The following is a 20711-nucleotide window of genomic DNA, read 5'->3' as shown; positions in this document are numbered from 1 at the left end:
GTCTGTTTCAATCCACGCACTTCATGGGTGCGTGGATTGAAACAGACAGTGGGTAAAAATGAAAAATGGGCTAGTAAGTCGCACCCTTCATGGGTGCGTGGATTGAAACGACCCACGACTTGACCAGCCGCTTACCAAGGATTGTCGCACCCTTCATGGGTGCGTGGATTGAAACGGAAGTCTATCATGGTTGTCGATGGCAAATCGATTGTCGCACCCTTCATGGGTGCGTGGATTGAAACAACGAGCAGATTTGTTTCAAAATTATAAATTTCAGTCGCACCCTTCATGGGTGCGTGGATTGAAACGCTCAGAATTAATCATGAGAGCAACAAAGTTAGCGTCGCACCCTCAGGGGTGCGTGGATTGAAACTCAATACAACAGCCAGGCGATGATGCCGGCCCAAAGTCGCACCCTCAGGGGTGCGTGGATTGAAACGATTTGATTGGTGGGGTTGGATGTGAAAAAATCGTCGCACTCTTTGGAGTGCGTGGATTGAAACGTCCGGGTCATCGTAATTTCATTGACTGGATCTTGTCGTACTCTTCGGAGTGCGTGGATTGAAAAAACTCGACTATATAGATGAAAATGTCTACCTGTTTGCATCGCACTCCTGATGAGTACATGTGTTAAGGCTTGCTTATGACAATGTTTTTCTGCCCTTTTTCAACTTTTCTTCTCATGAGGCCCTTCGTTGACAGTCTTCTATTTGTCATGCTATAGTAAAAACGATATAATATAATGAATAGGTCAGGTGTCTCAGACTTAATAGAGAAGCCGGTTCAATGCCGGCGCGGTCCCGCCGCTGTGAGGTGGAGCCAGGCTGCATGAATGTCACTGTACGTTTTGTATGGGAAGGCGCAGCTTTGGCCATGAAACCAAGCCAGAAGAACTGCCTGACGGATAATCACCGATAGACCTGCGAGCGATGGGAAGGAGATTGTACGGAGCATATTCGGGGACTGTCGTCTATACGACGGTCCTTTTATCTTTGCAGCCCTTATCTTGCAGGTCCTTACAGGAAAGGGGTTCATTCGTACCATGGAAGCGATGATCAATGGTTTTCAGTTGTTTCAGCAAGGCGGCCCGGTCATGTATCTGTTATTGGCCTGTTCGCTCTTTGCGGTGTATATTGGCATTGAGAGGGCCATGTTTTTTACCCAGATGGATGCCGGCAATGCTTTTGCCAATCGTTTTTATACCTATATGAAAGTCCATAAGACGGAAGCGGCGCGCTCCCTTGCAGCCGACAGTTCCGGCGGGCTGCCCCTCATGTTGACCGAAGTTTTTGACGGTCAGGGAGGGACTGAATGGAAAGCCTTTGTCGAAATGCAGTCGGGGATCTTCGTGTCCCGTCTTCGAAGTCACCTCTATTATTTGAGCGTCATCGTCACCTTGGCGCCCCTCTTGGGTCTTCTCGGGACGATTAGCGGCATGATCCGCGCCTTTAGTGTTTTTAACGTCCAGTCCGGACAGGCTATCGCCATTACGGGCGGTATCGGCGAAGCCCTTATTGCCACGGCGTTTGGCCTTTGCGTCGCTGTTTTGGCCTTGATCATTCATTCTTATTTTACCCAGCGCCTCGACCGGATCATTACCGATATGGAGCTGTGTTTTTCGGCGATGGAAACGATGGACCAGAAAGTAGGGCAGTGAGATGCGGCTACGTCAATTACGGGATTTTGAAAAGCCTTCCATCATGATCATTCCCATGATCGATATCATGTTTTTCCTCTTGGTCTTCTTCATGATGTCGTCCTTATCCATGGTGGACATGCACAGTTTAGGCGTCCAGTTGCCCGTGGCAGCCGAGGCAAAAGACGCGCCGTCATCCCAGTATGCCGTCACCTTGAAAAAAGACGGTACCCTGTGGCTTAACGGCAAGGCCGTCGATCGCGAGGCACTCATGGCTTCGGCCCGGGCTCGGCAAGGGGAAGACAAGGCTTTCAGCGTCATCCTCTATGCCGACCAAGACGTCGATTACGGCCGTGTCATGGCCGTGTTGGATGCCTTTAAGAATGTCGGTGTGAACCGCATCGGCCTCGTCGCCGACAGTGGGGCTCAGCCGTGAGGTGGGGGAAGAAGAAGGGGCGTATTGCTGCCGGATTTTCCGTCTCCCTCCACGCCGCCGTCTATGTCGGCCTGGCTGCCGGCGGTTTCTTTACGGTCCTTCAGCACTATTCGCGTCAGCCCAATGTAACCGACGTCATGATTTATAATGCCGGAGATATGGCCGGTGCCGGCGGGAACGATGCCGATGGGATGGACCCTGTCAGTCGTGACGGGGGCGGCGATTACGATGAACAAGAAGTCGTATCCTCGACGTCGGATAAGGCTCCGAACGAAGAAGGAACGCCAACTGCCGACGCGACGTCCCTGACGCCGGACGCCCTTACGTATGCCGCCGCCAACGATGAATCGCGACGGGGATCTTCCGACGAAAAAGGAAAGGCAGAAGCGCCGAGAATTTCCGGTCAGCCCGTTTCGTCTCCTGAGGGAAAAACGTCAGGACCTCGTCACCATCATGGTAAGACCGGGCCTTCGGGAAGGCGGGCGGCCGGTCACGGGACGAGGGATCCTTTGGCGCCGTCAGGAAATCTTCATGTTCCCCAGGGAATGGCTGACCTTCTTGATCGTGTCAAGGCCTTACTCCCTAGCAAGTTATCGGAAGCCCGTGAAGCTGCCCCTAAAGAGCCCTCCATACCTCCCGTTGAGGCCAATCAATCAAATACGACCATTATTACCGCCAAGGAGATGGACGAACACCGCGATACGTCGGTCCAGCAGGCCCTTCAGCGGGTCACGGGCGTTACCGTCAATGAGATGGTGCCGGGCATTTCGTCCTACGTCAAATTAAACGGCGACGACCGGGTCTTGATCCTCGTCGACGGTCAGAGTCTGGCCAATGCCCAGGGATCGGGCTACGGGCGGGGGAGTGTCGATTTGGCAAACCTCCCCGGTGTCGGTGCTATTGAGCGCATTGAAGTCACCAAGGGCAGCGGTTCCGTCCGCTACGGCAGCGGGGCCGTGGGCGGCGTCATCAATATCGTCACCAAAAAGGGCGACCGCAACGAGTCGTCTCTCGATGCCTACACCGGATCGTGGGGCATGCACGGCTACACCCTGACCAACAGCGGCCGTTCGGGCAAGACAAGCTGGCTCATCAGCGGCGACATGGAGCGGCGAAAGTATTACGCCTTTCCCGGCGGCCTCAATGCCGATAAATCCCGCGGCGACATTGCCAAAGAGTCCTTGTCCCTGCGCCTCGATCAGGACCTGACCGACGACACGTCGTTGACCTTTAAGGCTTACCATCAGGATTATCACGGCCACGGTTCGACCTTCCTTGCTTCTTATTCGTCGTCGCTGCCGAAAGCCCTTCAAAAAGAACGCCTTTCGGGATGGTACCTCAGTGCCAATAAGCCCATCGAACGGCTCATCAATAATTACAGCCTTACCTATAATTTTAAGAAAAATGAGGCTCAGCCCGGTTTCCTGCGCTACTTCAACGACTACCAGCGGACCTATTGGACCAACCACTATTTTACCCGTACTCAGGGCTTTGAATGGCAGAACAACTGGCACCTCGGCGCTCATCACGTCACGGCCGGCGCCGAATGGACGGAAGACATGGGCACCAATTACGAGGCCAATTACATCGACAAGAAACGCCACAACCTGGCCTTTTACGCCGAAGACGCCATGACTTTCGGGAAGTTGACGGTCACGCCGGGCCTGCGCCTCGATGACAACAGCACGTACGGTGTCCACCAGACGCCGCGGTTGGCCGTCAATTATAAGGCCAATGACGACTTCAACGTCTATGCGTCGTGGAGCCGCGTCTTTTCGCCGCCGCGCCTGAACGATCAGTTCTATGTGACGACGTCCCGCGGCAAGATTACGGCCATGGGCAATGAGGATTTGCAGCCCGAAACGGGGTACACTCAGACCCTGGGATTCCAGTATCGCATGGGGCCCAAGACCCTTCTCGAAGGCAGCGTCTTCCACAGCGATTTAGCGAACGTCATTCGCTGGAACCGGGCCGTCACGCCGCGGGAACCGGAAAACCTCAATGAAGAAGATAAACGGGGCTTTGAACTGTCCCTCAAGCAGACCATCAACGACAAGTGGGATTATGAATTGGGCTATTCCTACATCCACACCAAAGTCGATACGGGAGACGGCTTAGGCTTTGATGAAACGTACAATCAGCCTAACGGCTACCGCGCCGGTCTCCATTACCATCAGGGAAAATGGCAGGCCAACGTCGACGTGACGGCCGGAACGGGGCGCAACGACACGTATTACAGCAACAATTCTTACGTCGTCTGGAACGGCAGCGCATCCTATTCGCCCGACGAAAACACGACGATTTACGTGAAGGCGGCCAACATCAACAACGCCGGCTACGACTTATACCATAACTATCCGGCTGCCGGGAGAAACTGGCAGGTCGGGATCCGTCAGAAATTCTAGGAGGGGGCTTTTACTGTGAAAAAATTTGGCTTATGTCTGCTCGTCCTTTGTCTGTTCCTGCTGGCCGGCTGCGGTCCCCAAGGGACGTCTCAAGAAAAGGCATCCGGGGAAAATTATGCCGTCATCACCGATGACCGGGGCAAATCCGTTACCTTGCCGCAGAAACCGCAGCGCGTCGTCGTCTTGTCGACGTCGCTCCTAAACTTTGCCGATGCCCTCGACGGCAGTCTCGTCGGAAGGGCCGCCATCAAGTCGGAAGACGCAGCCCTTCCGGAAAAGTATAAAGACGTGCCCGACGTGGGCCCGGTCTACAGCGTCAGCCTGGAAAAAGTGACGGCCCTTGAGCCCGACGTCGTCATCGGCAGTACGGACCACCATGAAAAATTGGCGGCCCAGCTCGAAGACAGCGGCATTCCCGTCATCTTGCTGCGCACCAAGACTTATGACGACGTCAAACACAATCTGGACGTCATGGGCCGGGTCTACGGCAAAGAAGAGCAGGCCAAAGCCGTCGATGAAAAGCTCGATACAGAAATTAAAGCCATCACCGATGCTGTGCCCAAACAGGGCCTGCGCATTGCCATCATTCATGCCACGCCCAGTGCCGTGTCGCTGGAACTTCCGACCAGCATTGCCGGCGGCATTGCCGACCTGCTTCACTTGCAGAACATCGCTGCGGCACCGGCAGGAAGCGAAAATAACCGCATTCCTTACAGCATGGAAAGCCTTGTCGAAGCCAATCCCGACGTCATTTTCCTGACTTCTATGGGATCGTCGGACAAGATCGAAAAGCGCATCAAAGGCGACATCGAAAGCAATCCGGCTTGGGCTTCCTTGAGAGCCGTCCAATCGGGGCGTTTCTATATCCTGCCCGAACGGTATTTCCTCCTCAACCCCGGCCTCGACTACCCCAAGGCTGTAGGGTATATGGCAAACTTAGTCTATCCGGGAGTGGTTCCTCATGAATAGATGGTTTCAGCGCCGGGAACGAACGGGTTGGCGCTGGCTCATGCTCCTCGTCTTCGCCGTCTTGGCGGCGGCCGGCATCTTCCTGTCGGTCATGCAGGGGGCGGCGGCCATTACGGCGTCGGACGTCGTCCGAAGTTTATGGCAGCCCGGCGGGGGAACGACGGACCAAATCATCTGGAACATCCGTCTGCCGAGGACCCTTACGGGGGCTTTGGTCGGGGCTAATTTGGCCCTGTCGGGAGCCATTTTGCAGGCCGTCATGCGAAATCCCCTGGCCGATCCCCATATCATCGGTATCTCGTCCGGTGCCGGTCTCTTCGGCCTCATCGTCCTCATCGTCGTCCCGTCGTACGCCTTTTTGATGACGCCCGTCTCCTTTGTCGGCGCCATGGCCGCCGCCGGAGCTATCTACCTCTTGGCTTGGAAGGACGGCATCAAGGTCGTGCGCATCATCTTGGCCGGCGTCGCCGTCTCGGCCTTCCTGGGAGCCATCATTTCAGGAATCCTCGTCTTTTACAGCGACCGCGTCCACGGCGCCTTATTGTGGATGGTCGGGGGCTTGGCGGCCAGCAGCTGGAAAGACGTGTCCGTCATTACGCCCTATGCTGCTGCCGGCTTCGTCTTGGCCTTTATCGGGGCGTACTACCTCAATCTTCTCCAACTCGGTGACGACATGGCCCGCAGCCTGGGCCTCAACGTCGAACGAGCCCGTCTGGGCCTTACGGCCATTGCAGCCCTTCTCGCAGCCAGTGCCGTCAGTGTCGCCGGCCTCTTAGGCTTCGTCGGACTCATCGTGCCGCACATGGTACGCCTTTTAATCGGCACGGATTACCGCTATATCATTCCCGGCGCGGCCCTTTTCGGGGCGGCGACGGTGACCTTGAGCGATACGGCAGCCCGGCTTCTCTTGGCACCGGCGGAACTTCCCGTGGGCATCATCATCGCCTCCTTGGGAGCGCCCTTTTTCTTATTTCTCCTGCGAAAGGAAGTGTGAGCCGTGGATGCCATTACCATCAAACATCTCGTCGTCGAACGGGGCGGCAAGACCATCCTTCACGATATGACGGCGTCCCTTCCGAAGGGCAAGATCACGGCCATCGTAGGCCCCAATGGCTGTGGCAAGAGTACCTTCCTCAAAGCCATAAACTGCATGATCCCTATTTCCGGCGGTGCTATCGAAATTTCCGGCCGCGACGTCCGTTCCTTTTCGCGTAAAGCCTTGTCGCGGGAAATCGCCTTCTTGACCCAGTCTCACGACCTTCCTCAAGACGTGCCCGTCGCCGACTTAGTGGCTATGGGGCGTTTTCCTTATCGAAAGCTCTTGTCGCCGCTGACGAAGGACGATCAGGCAGCCATTCATCGTGCCATCGACGCCGTCGGTCTTCGGGGCTATGAAAAAAGGGCCATGCAGCACCTTTCCGGCGGCGAGCAGCAGCGGGCCTGGCTGGCCGTCTTATTGGCTCAGGATGCGTCCATTCTCCTCCTCGACGAGCCGACGACCTATCTCGACGTCCGCCATCAATTGCGGATTCTATCTCTCCTTCGTGAGATTAACGAAACATGGGGGCGAACGGTGATCATCGTCCTTCACGATATGAACCAGGCTTACCAATATGCCGATGAAGTGCTTATGATGAAAGAGGGGGCCATCGTTTCGACCGGGGCCCCGCAAGACGTCTTGACACCGGACAGGCTGCGCCGGGTCTTTGCCATCGACGCCGAAGTCGTCCGGACGAAAGACGGCCGGCCCTTCATCGTGCCCAGAGACGCCCTGCCCGACGGCGAGGCTTGAAAGGAGACAGGCATGGATTTATTTACGATAAAAGACGGAAAGAAGCTTCGCTGCGGCTATACGACGGGATCCTGTGCGGCAGCAGCAGCTAAGGCGGCCGCCGTCATGGTCCTTACGGGAAAGCGCGTCGATGCCGTATCCCTTACGACGCCGAAAGGGGAGGTTCTCCACCTGCAGCCCGGAGACATTTCCTTCGGCCCGGCGTCGGCGACCTGCGCCATTCGCAAGGAAAGCGGCGACGATCCCGATATTACCGATGGCATCTTGGTCTATGCCACGGTCGAAAAGACGGACGGCCCTATGGTCATTGCCGGCGGTCCCGGCATTGGCCGCGTGACAAAACCGGGCCTGGCCTGTGCCGTCGGCGATTGGGCCATCAATCCCGTGCCGCGGCGCATGATTGAAGAGGCCCTTTCGGATGCTGCCAAAGAATGCGGTTACACGGGCGGCCTCAAGCTGACGCTCTCCATTCCCGGCGGGGAAATTTTGGCGCAAAAGACCTTTAATCCCCGTCTCGGCATCGTCGGCGGCCTGTCCATTTTAGGGACGTCAGGCATCGTCGATCCCATGAGCGAACAGGCCCTGGTCGACACCATTCACACCGAAATGGATTCGCGAAGAGCCGCCGGAAAGACCCATCTCCTGGCCTTTTTTGGCAACTACGGCGTCGATTTCAGCCGCGATGAACTCGGCCTCGACGTCAGCCAGCGAGTCACCATCAGCAACTACGTCGGCGAAATGCTGGATTATGCCGTTTATAAAGATTTTTCCGACGTCCTCCTCATCGGCCATATCGGGAAATTGGTTAAAGTCGCTCAAGGCATTATGAATACCCATTCCCGCTATGCCGACGGCCGGACGACGCTCCTTTCCTTAGAAGCCGTCTTTGCCGGCGCCTCCCGCGACCTTGCCAAAACCATTTACGACAGCCTGACTACGGATGAAGCCGTCCGGATTCTCTCTGAAGCGAATCTTTTGACGCCGGTCATGGAAGCTGTCTGCCAAAAAATCGATCACTATCTGGAGGCCCGCACCCACGGTGCCATCCGTACCGGGGCCGTTATTTTTTCCAACGTCTACGGCGTCCTCGGGTATACATCACAGGCCAAGGACTTATTGGCCGTCCATCAGAAAGGGGAAGTTCGATGATACATTTTGTCGGTGCCGGTCCCGGTGCGGTCGACCTCATTACGGTCCGCGGTAAGACCTTACTGGAACAGGCCGATCAAATCATTTACGCCGGATCCCTGGTCAATCCGGAATTACTGACCTATGCCAAAAAAGACTGCGTCATCTTAGACAGTGCGGCCATGACCTTAGAAGACGTCATAGCTGCTATGGAAACGGCGGAAAAACTGGGCTGGATGACGGTCCGTCTGCATACGGGAGATCCGTCGGTCTACGGGGCCATTCGCGAACAGATGGACATCCTCGCTGAAAAAAACATCGCCTTCGACGTCGTCCCCGGCGTCAGTTCGTTCTGTGGCGCCGCGGCGGCCCTGAAGGCCGAATACACCTTGCCCGGCATCAGCCAATCGGTCATCATTACCCGCATGGAAGGGCGGACCCCCGTTCCGGACAAGCAGAAAATCGCCGACTACGCCGCCCATCAGGCGACGATGGTCATCTTTCTCAGCGCCTCGCTGTTAGAAGGCCTGCAAAAAGAGCTCATCCATGGCGGTTACGACGGCGACACGCCGGCAGCCATCGTCTACAAGGCGTCCTGGCCCGATGAAAAAGTCTATCCCTGCACGGTGGCGACCCTTGCTGAAACGGCGCAGCAGTACGGCGTTTCGAAGACGGCCCTCATCGTTGTCGGCAAGGTCCTCGGCGATACGTACGACCGGAGTTTCTTGTACCATCCGGCCTTTACCCATGCCTGCCGTCAGGCTGAGCCGGACACCCAGCAGTACAGCGACCATTTTAAAAAGGACCCTTCAAAGTGAGGGAAAGGGTCCTCCAACATCAGATGTCTCTATTCCGAGTGACCTAAAAAAGATTGCTCGGAATTTTTTTATGCCTAAGTGATGAAATCACGGCACGCCGGCAAATCGACGGTGCGTTTCCATGAAAAAAGACCTCCTAAGGTTCGCTTCACAGTGAATCTTAGAAGGTCTCTTCTGTGGTGGGTGTTGACGGTCTTTAGGACCGCTTCATGTAGAGCAGGGGGTAGGCATGTCCCTGTTCGTCGAATTCCGTCCGCTTATAGACGATGAATCCCAAGTGTTCGTAAAAGCCCTTGGCTAAGGGATTCTGTTCATTGACGGCCAAGTCGTTGACGCCGTACTGTTCGATGCCGTAGCCGAGAAGTGCCGAGCCGATGCCGCGGCTGCGGTGTTCGTCAGCGACGAAGAGCATTTCGACCTTTTTATCGTCAATTCCCAAAAATCCTAAGGGAGAGCCGTTGTCGTCTTCGGCGATGATCAGCTTGGGGACGACGGCCAGGGCCTGGGGGACGAAGGCTTTAATGGCTTCGATGGCGCCGGGCGGTAAAAAGAGATGGGTCGCCCGGACGGAGCTTTCCCAGACGGAGAGCAGTTTTTCCGTCAATTCCGGGGTTCGGTCTTTGATTTCGATGATATGCAAGGTTTTTCTCCTCATTGGCGAATACGGACGGTTCTAATGGAAGATGATTTATTCGTCATCGTCGTTGTATTCGGGCAGTAAATCGCTGGTATAGACCCGTTTTCCCGACGTGACTTCGTCGTAAAAATTCTGTTTCCAATGGATGTAGTCGATGGATTCCCGGACTTCTTGGAGCTTTTCCTCAAGGAGGGTCAACTTCTTATCGAGCATGATCTTGCGGACGGGAATGGAATCGGGACCCTCTAGGCAGTAGGCCAGGTACTGTTTCATTTCTTCGATGGTCATGCCGCATTTTTTTAAGCAGGTCAGGCTCTTGATCCAGGCGATGTCGTGGTCGTTGAAGACGCGGCGGTTATTGTCCGACCGCTTGACGTTGGGCACGAGGCCCGTATTGCAGTAGTATTTTAAGGTTTCATAAGGAAGGCCCGTCTGCTCACAGGCTTCTTTCATACCATAGAGTTTCTTCGATGATGCCGCCATGACAGCGGTCACCTCCTTTGCATGCCTTTTCAGATGAGAAAGGCCTATTTCTGATTTGCGTACCACTGGAAGAGGGCTTGGGTGCCGCAGTCTTCCATGCCGTCGGCAGCCAGTTTGTCGTAGAGCTTCTTGGCCAGAGTCAGGCCCGGCAGGTCGAGGTTCATTTCGGCAGCCGATTCGAGGGCGATGCGCATGTCTTTAATGAAGTGCTTGATGTAAAAACCGGGAGCCGTATCGCCTTTTACCATCCGCGGTGCCAAATTGGCCAGGGACCAGGAACCGGCAGCGCCGGACGAGAGGGTGGCGATGACTTTTTCAGGGTCCAGGCCGCTCTTTTGGGCGTAGGCAATGGCTTCACAGACGCCCATCATGTTGGACGCAATGGCGATCTGGTTGCTCATCTTGGCGTACTGGCCGCTGCCGGCCGGGCCGAAGTAAGTCAAGGTCTTGCCCATGGCCGAAAAGACGGCATTCATGGCGTCAAAGGCTGCTTCTTCGCCGCCGACCATGATGGCCAGGGTCCCGTTTTTAGCGCCGACGTCACCGCCGGAGACGGGAGCGTCGAGGGCGTCGATGCCCAGGGACTTTGCCTTGTGGTAAATTTCTTTAGCAAGGGACGGGCTCGACGTCGTCATGTCGATGACGGTGCCGCCTTTTTTCCCCTTTAAGATGCCTTTATCGCCAAAATAGACTTCTTCCACGTCTTTCGGATAGCCGACGATGGAAATGACGACGTCCGACGCAGAAGCGACGGCAGCCGGTGAGTCGAACCACTGACAGCCTTCGGCGATGAGGGCGTCGGCCTTGCTTTTCGTGCGCGTATAAATGTTGACCGGGAAGCCGGCTTTTTTCAGGTTGCGGATCATGCCCGTTCCCATGACGCCCGTTCCGATAAAGCCGATAGTCGTTGTATTCATAGATAACACCTCCAATATGTATGCATGTTCTTATTATAGCATAAATAGTTTTAATATAAATATGGGAGATGGCAATCTATGGCCGATGGGAATCTTGACAAAAAGAGTATCCTTCTGCTATACTAATTTCGTAATAAAATAGCGAAGGGGAGTAACCCTCAGTTGTCCATCAACATCGTGCCGTTATTGACCGGCTGGTGGCAGCATTGCTCTTGCAATAGGTGAGACTTTCGCATGATACCAGCTCGACTGATACCATGCGGAAGTCTCTTTTGTTTTATTCACAGAAAGTAGGAGAGAAATTATAATGGAACTGTTTTCAATGCAATTCTTTACGGCTTTAGGAACGATCATTCTGCTGGACATCCTTCTCGGCGGTGACAATGCCGTCGTCATCGCCATGGCAGCCAATAAGCTGTCGCCGGCCTTGCGCAAAAAGGCCATCCTCATCGGTACGGCCGGGGCCGTCATCATTCGGCTGATCATGACCTTCATTGCCGTATGGCTGCTGACCATTCCGTATCTGCAGGTCATCGGCGGCCTGATCCTGCTGCCCATTGCGGTGAAGCTCCTCGTTCCGGAAGAACATCACGACGACGTCAAAGCCTCGGATAACCTCATGGGGGCCATCAAGACGATCATCATCGCTGACGCCGCCATGGGTGTCGACAACGTCCTGGCTATTGCCGGCGCCTCCCACGGCAGCTTCTTGCTGGTAGCCATCGGCTTTTTGGTCAGTATCCCCATCATCGTCGGCGGCAGTACCATCATCGGCCGCCTCATGGACCGCTTCCCGGTCATCCTCTACGCCGGTGCCGGCCTCCTCGGTTGGACGGCAGGTTCGATGATCGGCCACGACAAAATCCTGGGCCCCATGATCGAGTCCTCCGTCGGCGCCTGGGCTCCCTTGGCCATTCAGATCTTCCTGGCTGTCGGCGTCATCGCTGTCGGTTTGGTCCTGAGCCGCAGTGTGACGGCGAAAGCCCAAGGCTAAGGGCGGGCTGCTAAGGACTTCGGTCCGCTTGCGAAAGACCATCCGTTTGATTTATGATACGAACTGTGTTAAAATGACATAAAACTATTCAATAATTGCAATCCGTTGATAAAGTGAGGTAATCGCGATGAAAATGTGGAAAATCTTTGGCCTGACCTTGGCGTTGACGACCGTAGCTGCTACGGCGGCTTTTGCGTCGGTCCCGCAGTCGGCCCTGCGCATCGGCGGCATTCCTTTCGATGCCGAAAGCTCGGTCATCCGCTCGATGTACGGCATGCCGACCAAAGTAGACGTTCACATGGAAAAAGAACGGGCTACGGAAGATACGGAATATGAATACGGAAACTCTGTCTCCATCGACTTAAAATACAACCGCGTCCATCAAATCGAAGTCTCGGCCAATAATGGCTGGGCTACGGCGGACGGCGTCCATGTCGGCATGGACATTGCCGAAGTCGAAACGATCTACGGCGAACCCGATGCCGTTCGGGACGATCATTACATCTATTACGTTACCGGCCGGTCGGACCTCGGTATCGACATCGAAGTCGAAAATAACCGCGTCGAAGAAATTACCGTCGGAAAACTCGATAAGTAAGACTCTCTATCATGACACCAGCTCTTTACGGGGCTGGTGTTTTTTTGCGTAACGGCTCTCCTTAGAGACGGTTGCGACCGGCAGGGCCTGCCTGTTGTTCGACGAGCGGAGGCATTTCATCTCGAACAGGATTTCTGTATCCGCAGCGTCAAAAAAGCCCATCGACGAAAATCGACGGGCTTTTTAGCCGTGTATAAACTTATAAATCGGTGAAGACCGTAAGGTCGTCGGGAATGTAGAGGTTGCCGTCGTAATACTTTCGGCCTTCTTCTCCATAGCGTTCCTTGCGGTGGGCTAAGTCGCTGTCTTCCGTATGGTAGAGGATGACGTTTTTGACGTCCAGGCGCTGAGCGAGCTGGCAGGCATCTTTGACGGTAGAATGATTCTTTTCGTAAGGGTGGAAAATGGCTTCGTCGGCGTCGAGGCAGAAGGCTTCGTGAAGGAGCCATTTGCTGCCTTTGACGTAGTCTTCTTCCCAGGGCTGACAGGGTTCGTCACCGCAGCAGGTCAGGCGGCCGTCGGAAAGTTCCATAGAGAAGCCGAACTGCTTGGCCTTGGTCGAACGGATGTCGAAAAAGGTGACGTCATGGCCGATGAGGGTGTGTTTGTCGCCGTCTTCGACGGTAATCAGATGGAGCTTGTCGTCAAGGTAGCGGCTGTCCTTCGAAGAGAGGAGGGACGTCGCCATGGAGCGCAAGAGGCCGATGACTTCGTCGTGACCGTAAATCGTGGCCTCACCGTCATACGTCCCGCGCCGCCAGGACTGGCACATCATGCGCATGAGCCAGATGATGCCCAAGAGGTGATCGATGTGCTTGTGCGTGACGAAGACCGTCCGCATGTCCTGCCAGCGAAGATTTGCCTTTTCCAGCTGCTGTAAGAGCCCATTTCCGCCGCCTCCGTCGACGAGGAGGTGCTGCCCCTTTTCTTCTAAAACGAAACAGGTGTTATAGCAATGGGTGACGGTAGCATTGCCCGTGCCTAAGATGGTAAGATTCATAACAAGCTCCCTTCTGATACAAAAAATACAAGTATTAATATAACAAATTTCGCCCCATGTGTAAATGGTTACACTGTTTGCCAGGACCTTCCTTTGCCGGCACGGCTAAAAATTTCCGTGGTGAGGGAAATTTCTCATCGCGGCGTCGTCGATCCGGAAAAGGTCGCAGCCATCGAAAAAGAAGTACAAATTACAACCTTATAAGAACGAGTGGGAGGGAACTCTCCTGCAAAACAGGGCTTTCGATAAAATCATAAGTTATCGGAAGCCCTGTTATATAAAACACAAAAACCACCCATCTTCTGATAGCCATCCCGCCTTGCAGTCTCCCTAAAAAATCCGTATACTAAAGACACACACGAAAATAAAAAAGCAGCCAAGGGAATGGCCCTCTTTCGGCAGCCCCTTGCTGCATTAGGATTTTTTTAGCGTATATCAGGTGCCAGATGGGCACCGGGAGGTATAATTATGAAATATTTCATCGCGTCAGATATTCACGGCTCGGCCTATTACTGCCGCCGTCTCCTCGAAGCTTATCAGCGGGAAGGTGCCGACCGTTTCGTTCTCCTTGGCGACATCCTCTACCACGGACCGCGAAATGATTTGCCGAAAGACTATAATCCGAAAGAAGTCTTTGCCATGCTCAATGACATAAAAGACTCCATCCTCTGCGTCCGCGGCAACTGCGACAGCGAAGTCGATCAGATGGTCCTCGAATTTCCCATCATGGCCCCGTATGCCATCTTGACCCAGGGAAACCTCGTCGTCTATGCGACCCACGGCGACCACTATAATACGCACCGCCTGCCGCCTATTCAGAAAGGGGACATCCTCCTCCATGGGCACACCCACCTGCCGGTGTGGGAACCTTTTGGACAGGATAATTACTATCTCAATCCCGGATCGGCATCGCTCCCGAAAGACGGCAATCCCCACAGTTATCTCGTCTGGGAAAATCAGACCTTCACCTGGAAAGACATGTACGGCAAGGCCTTCCACGAACTGACCTTATAAGGGGCCCGGAAAGGGGCGGAGCCGATCCTGCAAATAGCGTTGAAAGAGGGCAGCTGTCTGTGTTTCTTCCGATACGGGAAAGGCGTAGTCACCGAATTGGCGGACGGCCATGATGCCCATAAGGGAATTGGTAATAAAACACTCGTCGAAGGATGCTATTTCATCGGGCACGATGGATCTTTCGACGACGTCATAGCGAGAACAGACGTAGGCGCGGACGATTCCCGGCAAGAGTCCGGCCTCGATGGGCGGCGTATAGAGCTGCCCATTTTTTATGAAGAACAGGTTGCTCACGGCTCCTTCGGCAAGTTCTCCTTTCGTATTGCAGAAAATCGGTTCGTCGATGCCCTTTTGGGTCGCCTGCCGTTTGGCCAAAATCGAGTCGCCGTAATTAAAGGTCTTATGGCGAACGAAGGGCGAACTTTCATTGCGCCGTATGTCCGACAGGGCCAGTACGAATCCCGGACGGGACGTCATGGCTTCGTAGGGATTGGGACGGGACGTGAAGCAAAGATTGCTATCGGAAGCAAGGATTTTTAGAACTCCGTTATCCTTCCCGTCCTTCGCCAGATACGATGCCAGTTTTTCTTTCCAATCAGCCGCCAGGGAAAGGCCTAACCAGTTGAGGGTACGCCGCAGGCGGGCTTCATGGGCTTCCAGCCAAATAGGCTGTCCCTTTACCAGCGACAGGGTTTCAAAGGCACCGAGACCGAATTGATAGCCGTCATCAAAGGTAAGGTTCATAGTAAAAAGGTTCTCCTTTCAAGGCCGTAAGCAAGGCCTTGGCTTTCTGCCAGATTTCTTCGTACTCAAAGTCCCGGTCCGATTCGGCCGTAATGCCGCCGCCGACGCCGATATAGTAGGTGTCCCCTTGATGGACGGCTGTTCTGATGACGATGTTGAGGTCACAGTTTCCGTCGAGGGAGAGATAGCCGATGGTTCCCGTGTAGAGTTGGCGGCGGCTCGCTTCCAGTTCGTCGATGATTTCCATGGCCCGCTTCTTCGGTGCCCCCGTAATGGAACCGCCGGGAAAGAGGGCCGTCAGGGCATCGACGGCAGTCTGGTCCGGCCGAAGAATGCCGGTGACGCTGGCGACTAAGTGGAAGACCGAGGCGTAGTCTTCGACGGAAAATAAGGTCGGCACCGTGACGCTGCCGGGCTGGCAGATTTTATGGAGGTCGTTTCGTTCCAGGTCGACGATCATTAAGAGTTCGCTCCGGTCTTTTTGAGAGTCCTCTAATTCTTTACGGAGGGCGGCATCTTCGGCCGCCGTCTTCCCTCTGCGGCGAGTCCCTTTGATGGGCCGCGTTTCAATCCGCCTCCCGTCGATGTGAAGAAGGCGCTCCATGGAGGAACTGATGATCTGATACGAGCCGTATTGCAGGTACGCCCCAAAGGGCGAGGGATTGTCCCGGCGCAATCGGGAAAAGAGGGTGTACGGCGGGCAGGGGCTGTCGACGGTCAGGGTACTGGTGAAGTTGGTGACGTAGACGTCGCCGGAGACGAGGTAGGTCATCAACTTTCGAAGGGCCAGGGCGTATTCGTCAGGCGTGCAGTCCGGTTCAATCGAAAGGGGATAGGTCTCGGTCAGAGACGGCGCCGTAAAGGTTTCCATTCCCTGCCGGATGAGGGTTTCCATCCGCTTCCAAAGTTCCGGAGCCGCCTCGGTTTGGCCATTGGCAATGAACCAAAGGCTGTGGTCTTTCAGGTCTTCGATGATGAAAAAATCGTAGAAGACCCATTTCATCTCGGCCAGGGTCGCCTTCGGTGCATGCCGCGAAATGACGCCTTGAGGCTTCATGCCGTAGTCATAGGTGACGTAGCCGACAGCTCCCGATGTCAGGGGCAAGTCGCTGTAATTTTTCTGGTGATGCCGGGCTAAGTAGGCTTTGAGATAAGCTTCGGCCGTTCCCGGATGATACTTGCCGTCGACGCGAAGGCGGCCCTTTTCGACGGACACCGTATGATAGGGAACGAGACCGATAATGGCATATTGGCCCAGTTTATTTTCCAGGGAAGAATCGAGAAAAGCCGCATCTTTTTCGGCACAGCGGCAAAAGGCTTGGATTAAGTCGCTGCCGTATTCCGATAAGAGGGCTTCGGGGTGAAACTGCAGGCCGAAGAGGGGCCGTTTTTTATGGGATAAGGCCATGACGGCACCGTCGTCGCTTATGGCGTCGATCCGATAAGCCGGAGGCAGGCTGCTTTTTTGGACGACCAGGGAATGGTAGCGAGTTACGGAAAAGGTCTTGGGAAGGCCTTTGAATAAGCCTCGTCCATCGTGATGAATGGCCGTCACCTTGCCGTGCATCGGCTTTTTGCCGCGGATGACAGAAGCGCCGGCAGCATAAGCCAGGACCTCCATGCCGAGACAAATGCCGAGGATGGGCGTCGTCTTTTTGAAATCCTGAACGATGGCCAGGGACTGCCAAGCATCGGCCGGCCCTTTGGGACCGGGAGACAGGATGATGCCTTCCGGTTTCATCGCCGCAATTTCTCCGAGTCCGATGGCATCACAGGGCCGTACTTCGACGTCGCGTCCCGTCTCAGCGACCAAGTCGGCCAAATTATAGGTGAATGAATCGTAATTGTCGATGATGAGATACATAATACCTCCTTATAAAAAAAGATAACGACAGCAGCCTAACACTGCACAGTCGTTATCCGTAAAGGTCCGTAAGCTGTGAAGGGAAAACCCTTTGTAATTAGTATACCATAATTTTACATCTTTTTCGAAGTTTTTTCGTATGTAAAACTACCTATACGAAAGCCGCCGTTTCCAGTATACTAGAAGAAAAAAACGGAAATGAGGGATATATATGCGAATCTTGCAGGAAACCTTACGGGCCGCCATTGCCCAAGCCTCGCCGGTCCTATTCGACAAAAAGGCGACGCTGGAAAAAGTCGTATCACAAATCGAAGAAGCCGGACGGAACGGGGCACAGCTCATCGTCTTTCCCGAATCCCTGGTGCCGTGCTACCCCTACGGCCTGACCTTCGGCTTTACCGTCGGCAGTCGTTCTGAAGCCGAGCGGGCCGATTGGAAGCGCTACTATGAAGAATCTGTCGTCGTCAGCCGTGATCTGGAGTCCGTTGCCGCTGCCGCTAAGGCCTTTGGCATCTACGTCAGCTTAGGCATCACCGAGCGCGATGAAACGACGTATTCGCTCTACTGCAGCAACGTCATCTTCGGGCCGGACGGCACCTTGAAAGCCCTCCATCGGAAAATCAAGCCGACCGGTGCCGAACGCTATATCTGGGCCGATTCTCACATCCCGTCGACGTATTTTCCTATCGTCCAGACGCCGTGGGGCCCCATGGGATCCCTCATTTGCTGGGAAAATTACATGCCCCTGGCCCGGACGGCCCTCTATCAAAAGGGCGTCAGCCTGTATTTGGCGCCGAATACCAACGACAATCCCGAATGGCAGGATACGATTAAGCACATCGCCATCGAAGGTCACTGCTACGTCTTTAACGTCGATCAGTACTTTACCAAGGACATGTATCCCTCCGACCTGGTGGAAAAGGGCGCCGTCGATAAACTGAATGACGCGACCTGCCGCGGCGGCAGCTGCATCATCGATCCCTGCGGTCATTATCTCACCGAGCCTGTTTGGGACAAGGAAGCCCTCATCTATGCCGATCTCGACATGAATCAAGTCGCTCTGCGCCACATGGAATTTGATGCTGCCGGCCATTACAGCCGTCCCGATATTCTCGAACTCATCGTCCACGAATAAGAAAAATCGGGGAACATAAGCGTTTTTAGACATCATAAAACGCCGTTAAACGAAGTTTATCCTCGTTTAACGGCATTTTCTATAAGCGCCCGTAACCGGCAGTAAGGGAGGCGGGGCATGCCGGTGAGGGCTGGGGGATTCAGGCAATTTTATTGCCGTTGGCAACCATTTTAAATTGAAGGCCTAAGACTTCGGCAGCCCGCTTGCACATGAGCATGCGCTGCATGAAGATTTCAAAATAATCCATGAGGGAGCATATCGATTCATCGAGCTCGATTTCCAAGCGGATGACGTTCTTGTGGCGGTCGATGTGGAGTTTGGAAGAAAGAGCGGCATAATTGACCCGGTCGTGTTTATCGAAGGTTTCGGGAACCTTATTGCGTACGCGGTTGCGGCGAACATCGCTCTTGTCTGCCAGGATGACAGCTGCTGAAATGGGGTCAAAGGCGACGCCGCTTCGTTCATCGTGCTGACCGATGGCCGAGATGATGGCGGCAATGTCTTCCGGCGGAGCGCCCCAGTCGCGAAGGAACTGAAAGGCCATGAGGGCTCCCGTATGGGCGTGGTCGACGCGATTGATGCTGTTGCCGATGTCGTGCATATAGCCGGCAATTCGGGCCAGCTCGACGGTATGCTCGTCGTAGCCCAGCTTCTTTAAGATGCGACCGGCCGTGACGGCGACCTTGGCCGTGTGTTTCTGTGAATGGTCAGAATAGCCCAGGGCGTCGAGAACTTTATTACCCTGTTCTAAATAGATGCTCAATTCTTTGGCATGGGTGATATTTTCATAGGTCAGCTTTTTCATTGAATCATTCCTTTGCTCATTCTTGTCTTATCTTTTAGCATACCAAAGGACTGTATATATTGCGTAAAAATCCGATAAAAAGTACGCTTTATTTTGAAAAAAAGTTTATTTATCGATTTTCTTTGTGAAGCACCGTCAGTAAGCGTATAATAAAGGTATATTTGAAAGGGGGATTATATATGAACGAAGTTATGAAAGCACTCTTAGAACGGCGCAGCATCCGTCAGTACGAAGACAAAGCCGTTCCTGCCGAACTCATTGAACAGATCGTGGAAGCAGGTCTCCATGCTCCGTCCAGCATGGGCAAGCAGAATTCAAAAATCGTAGTCATCACCAATAAGGAACTGATCCACGAATTATCCGTCGTCAACAACGAAATCGGCGGTTGGCCTGAAGGAAACGATCCCTTCTACGGCGCTCCCGTCGTCCTCCTGGTCTTGGGCTACAACGGCATGGGGAAACAAAAATACGACGGCAGCGTCATCATGGAAAACCTTATGTTGGCCGCGCATTCACTGGGACTTGGCAGCTGCTGGATCCATCGGGCTAAAGAACAAATGGAAACGCCCGTAGGAAAGAAAATCCTCGACACCCTCGGCCTCTCGGCAGACGAATGGGAAGGCATCGGCAACTGCATCGTCGGCTATCCCAAAGGAGAAGCCCCGAAAGTTGCTGCACGGAAAGAAGATCGGGTCTATCATATCGACTAGAAAAGGCATTGCGAGTATCCCTAACATACAAAAAGGAAAGCGAAATCTATCTTCGCTTTCCTTTTTTGTCTATTTGTAAGGGATGATTTTATGACTAACGGGTGATCGCAGGCCATAAAACTTAAAGTTATAAGCTTTCTTTGTTACACTAGAATACATGAGATAGTTCGATGTATTCGGTTTTCCTCACGAAAGTGAGGTGATCAGCATGAGTGTCTATGAGGCATTGTCATTAATGATTGCATTTGCAACGTTGATCGTGCTGGTTATTTCAGCTCATTAAATCTAATTTATAACTGAAAAAAACCGCATACCAAGCGGTACACGGCCTTCTTCAAAGTACAAAACATAGAGGAGAGCCGATGTGCGCCCATCGGACTATCTCTGTTTTTATTCTACCATAGTTCTTCGAAAAAAGGAAGGAACAGGCAAATCCCTTGCGAAAGTGCAAGAGACTGACGAAATCTGCAAAGCTTGAAGTTATGCGCTGTATTTGTTACACTAGGATACATGAGATAGTTCGATGTATTCGGTTTTCCTCACGAAAGTGAGGTGATCAGCATGAGTGTCTATGAGGCATTGTCATTAATGATTGCATTTGCAACGTTGATCGTGCTGGTTATTTC

Annotated in this window: 22 protein-coding genes, 1 CRISPR repeat array and 1 riboswitch; of the genes, 15 read left to right on the top strand and 7 right to left on the bottom strand. The window is 53.9% G+C overall.

Going from position 1 to position 20711, the window contains the following annotated elements; all coding sequences use genetic code 11:
* Positions 1-11 precede the first annotated feature (11 nt).
* Positions 12-308: a CRISPR direct-repeat array (repeat unit 32 nt; unit sequence GTCGCACCCTTCATGGGTGCGTGGATTGAAAC).
* 428 nt (positions 309-736) lie between these two features.
* Positions 737-915, top strand: a riboswitch (cobalamin riboswitch).
* Positions 916-1042: 127 nt separating this feature from the next.
* Genes UCI88_RS04605 through cobM form a run of 8 tightly spaced genes read left to right on the top strand, consistent with a single transcriptional unit; the run spans position 1043 to position 9184 of the window.
* Positions 1043-1657 carry a MotA/TolQ/ExbB proton channel family protein gene (locus UCI88_RS04605; protein WP_256180186.1) on the top strand — a complete coding sequence of 205 codons (615 nt, stop codon included), beginning with the start codon at positions 1043-1045 and terminating at the stop codon, positions 1655-1657.
* Position 1658: 1 nt separating this feature from the next.
* On the top strand, positions 1659-2072 hold the full coding sequence (locus tag UCI88_RS04600) for an ExbD/TolR family protein (protein WP_256180185.1): 414 nt from the start codon (positions 1659-1661) through the stop codon (positions 2070-2072).
* Complete coding sequence (locus UCI88_RS04595) at positions 2069-4477, top strand: TonB-dependent receptor domain-containing protein (RefSeq protein ID WP_256180184.1); 2409 nt, start codon at positions 2069-2071, stop codon at positions 4475-4477. Before UCI88_RS04600 ends, UCI88_RS04595 begins: the two co-directional genes overlap by 4 nt.
* Before the next feature lie 15 nt (positions 4478-4492).
* On the top strand, positions 4493-5446 hold the full coding sequence (locus UCI88_RS04590) for an ABC transporter substrate-binding protein (protein WP_256180183.1): 954 nt from the start codon (positions 4493-4495) through the stop codon (positions 5444-5446).
* Positions 5439-6440 carry a FecCD family ABC transporter permease gene (locus UCI88_RS04585; protein WP_256180182.1) on the top strand — a complete coding sequence of 334 codons (1002 nt, stop codon included), beginning with the start codon at positions 5439-5441 and terminating at the stop codon, positions 6438-6440. Before UCI88_RS04590 ends, UCI88_RS04585 begins: the two co-directional genes overlap by 8 nt.
* 3 nt (positions 6441-6443) lie before the next feature.
* Positions 6444-7238, top strand: a complete 795-nt coding sequence (locus UCI88_RS04580; protein ID WP_256180181.1) for an ABC transporter ATP-binding protein — start codon at positions 6444-6446, stop codon at positions 7236-7238.
* Between the two features lie 12 nt (positions 7239-7250).
* Complete coding sequence (gene cbiD / locus UCI88_RS04575; protein WP_256180180.1) at positions 7251-8387, top strand: cobalt-precorrin-5B (C(1))-methyltransferase CbiD; 1137 nt, start codon at positions 7251-7253, stop codon at positions 8385-8387.
* Positions 8384-9184 (top strand): precorrin-4 C(11)-methyltransferase, encoded by an 801-nt coding sequence (gene cobM / locus UCI88_RS04570; protein ID WP_256180179.1) that lies wholly within the window; start codon positions 8384-8386, stop codon positions 9182-9184. The genes cbiD and cobM overlap by 4 nt, the downstream gene beginning before the upstream one ends.
* Positions 9185-9380: 196 nt before the next feature.
* On the opposite strand, the gene UCI88_RS04565 is transcribed toward cobM, so the two are convergent.
* From UCI88_RS04565 to UCI88_RS04555, 3 genes are read right to left on the bottom strand one after another with little or no spacing between them, the layout of a single operon-like run.
* Entirely contained in the window at positions 9381-9824 is a 444-nt protein-coding gene (locus UCI88_RS04565) for a GNAT family N-acetyltransferase (protein ID WP_044503843.1), read from the bottom strand.
* Positions 9825-9872: 48 nt separating this feature from the next.
* Complete coding sequence (locus UCI88_RS04560; protein ID WP_256180178.1) at positions 9873-10304, bottom strand: MerR family transcriptional regulator; 432 nt, start codon at positions 10302-10304, stop codon at positions 9873-9875.
* A gap of 44 nt (positions 10305-10348) precedes the next feature.
* On the bottom strand, positions 10349-11221 hold the full coding sequence (locus UCI88_RS04555; protein ID WP_256180177.1) for an NAD(P)-dependent oxidoreductase: 873 nt from the start codon (positions 11219-11221) through the stop codon (positions 10349-10351).
* 307 nt (positions 11222-11528) lie between these two features.
* Between UCI88_RS04555 and UCI88_RS04550 the strand changes: the two genes are divergently transcribed.
* Together UCI88_RS04550 and UCI88_RS04545 are read left to right on the top strand one after the other, a co-directional pair.
* Complete coding sequence (locus tag UCI88_RS04550; RefSeq protein ID WP_049917305.1) at positions 11529-12215, top strand: TerC family protein; 687 nt, start codon at positions 11529-11531, stop codon at positions 12213-12215.
* Positions 12216-12342: 127 nt separating this feature from the next.
* Positions 12343-12813: a hypothetical protein gene (locus UCI88_RS04545; protein ID WP_044503839.1), complete on the top strand. Its 471-nt coding sequence runs from the start codon at positions 12343-12345 to the stop codon at positions 12811-12813.
* Positions 12814-13012: 199 nt separating this feature from the next.
* On the opposite strand, the gene UCI88_RS04540 is transcribed toward UCI88_RS04545, so the two are convergent.
* Entirely contained in the window at positions 13013-13813 is an 801-nt protein-coding gene (locus tag UCI88_RS04540; protein WP_256180176.1) for an MBL fold metallo-hydrolase, read from the bottom strand.
* Positions 13814-14281: 468 nt separating this feature from the next.
* On the opposite strand from UCI88_RS04540, the gene yfcE reads away from it, so the two are divergent.
* Positions 14282-14827: a phosphodiesterase gene (yfcE, locus tag UCI88_RS04535; RefSeq protein WP_256180175.1), complete on the top strand. Its 546-nt coding sequence runs from the start codon at positions 14282-14284 to the stop codon at positions 14825-14827.
* Here the strand turns inward: yfcE and UCI88_RS04530 are convergent.
* Together UCI88_RS04530 and pabB are read right to left on the bottom strand one after the other, a co-directional pair.
* On the bottom strand, positions 14822-15571 hold the full coding sequence (locus UCI88_RS04530; RefSeq protein ID WP_256180174.1) for an aminotransferase class IV: 750 nt from the start codon (positions 15569-15571) through the stop codon (positions 14822-14824). The genes yfcE and UCI88_RS04530 overlap by 6 nt on opposite strands.
* Entirely contained in the window at positions 15555-17435 is a 1881-nt protein-coding gene (pabB, locus tag UCI88_RS04525; RefSeq protein WP_256180173.1) for an aminodeoxychorismate synthase component I, read from the bottom strand. The genes UCI88_RS04530 and pabB overlap by 17 nt, the downstream gene beginning before the upstream one ends.
* Positions 17436-17646: 211 nt before the next feature.
* On the opposite strand from pabB, the gene UCI88_RS04520 reads away from it, so the two are divergent.
* Positions 17647-18570: a carbon-nitrogen hydrolase family protein gene (locus UCI88_RS04520; RefSeq protein WP_256180172.1), complete on the top strand. Its 924-nt coding sequence runs from the start codon at positions 17647-17649 to the stop codon at positions 18568-18570.
* 139 nt (positions 18571-18709) lie between these two features.
* Here the strand turns inward: UCI88_RS04520 and UCI88_RS04515 are convergent, their stop codons facing one another.
* Entirely contained in the window at positions 18710-19375 is a 666-nt protein-coding gene (locus UCI88_RS04515; RefSeq protein ID WP_044503825.1) for an HD domain-containing protein, read from the bottom strand.
* Positions 19376-19554: 179 nt separating this feature from the next.
* Between UCI88_RS04515 and UCI88_RS04510 the strand changes: the two genes are divergently transcribed.
* The 3 genes from UCI88_RS04510 to UCI88_RS11430 form a co-directional block, all read left to right on the top strand.
* Positions 19555-20085, top strand: coding sequence for a nitroreductase (locus UCI88_RS04510; RefSeq protein ID WP_256180171.1), 531 nt, complete (start codon positions 19555-19557; stop codon positions 20083-20085).
* A 208-nt stretch (positions 20086-20293) separates the two neighbouring features.
* Entirely contained in the window at positions 20294-20368 is a 75-nt protein-coding gene (locus UCI88_RS11435) for a putative holin-like toxin (RefSeq protein ID WP_353736579.1), read from the top strand.
* A gap of 278 nt (positions 20369-20646) precedes the next feature.
* Positions 20647-20711, top strand: a 65-nt coding sequence (locus UCI88_RS11430; protein ID WP_407944383.1) for a putative holin-like toxin, incomplete at its 3' end; no start/stop codon positions are given.

Source organism: Megasphaera massiliensis, from assembly GCF_036305205.1.
Classification (GTDB): Bacteria; Bacillota; Negativicutes; order Veillonellales; family Megasphaeraceae; genus Megasphaera; species Megasphaera massiliensis.
Note: the sequence above shows the minus strand (reverse complement) of the source record. Positions and strands in the feature narration are given on the sequence as shown.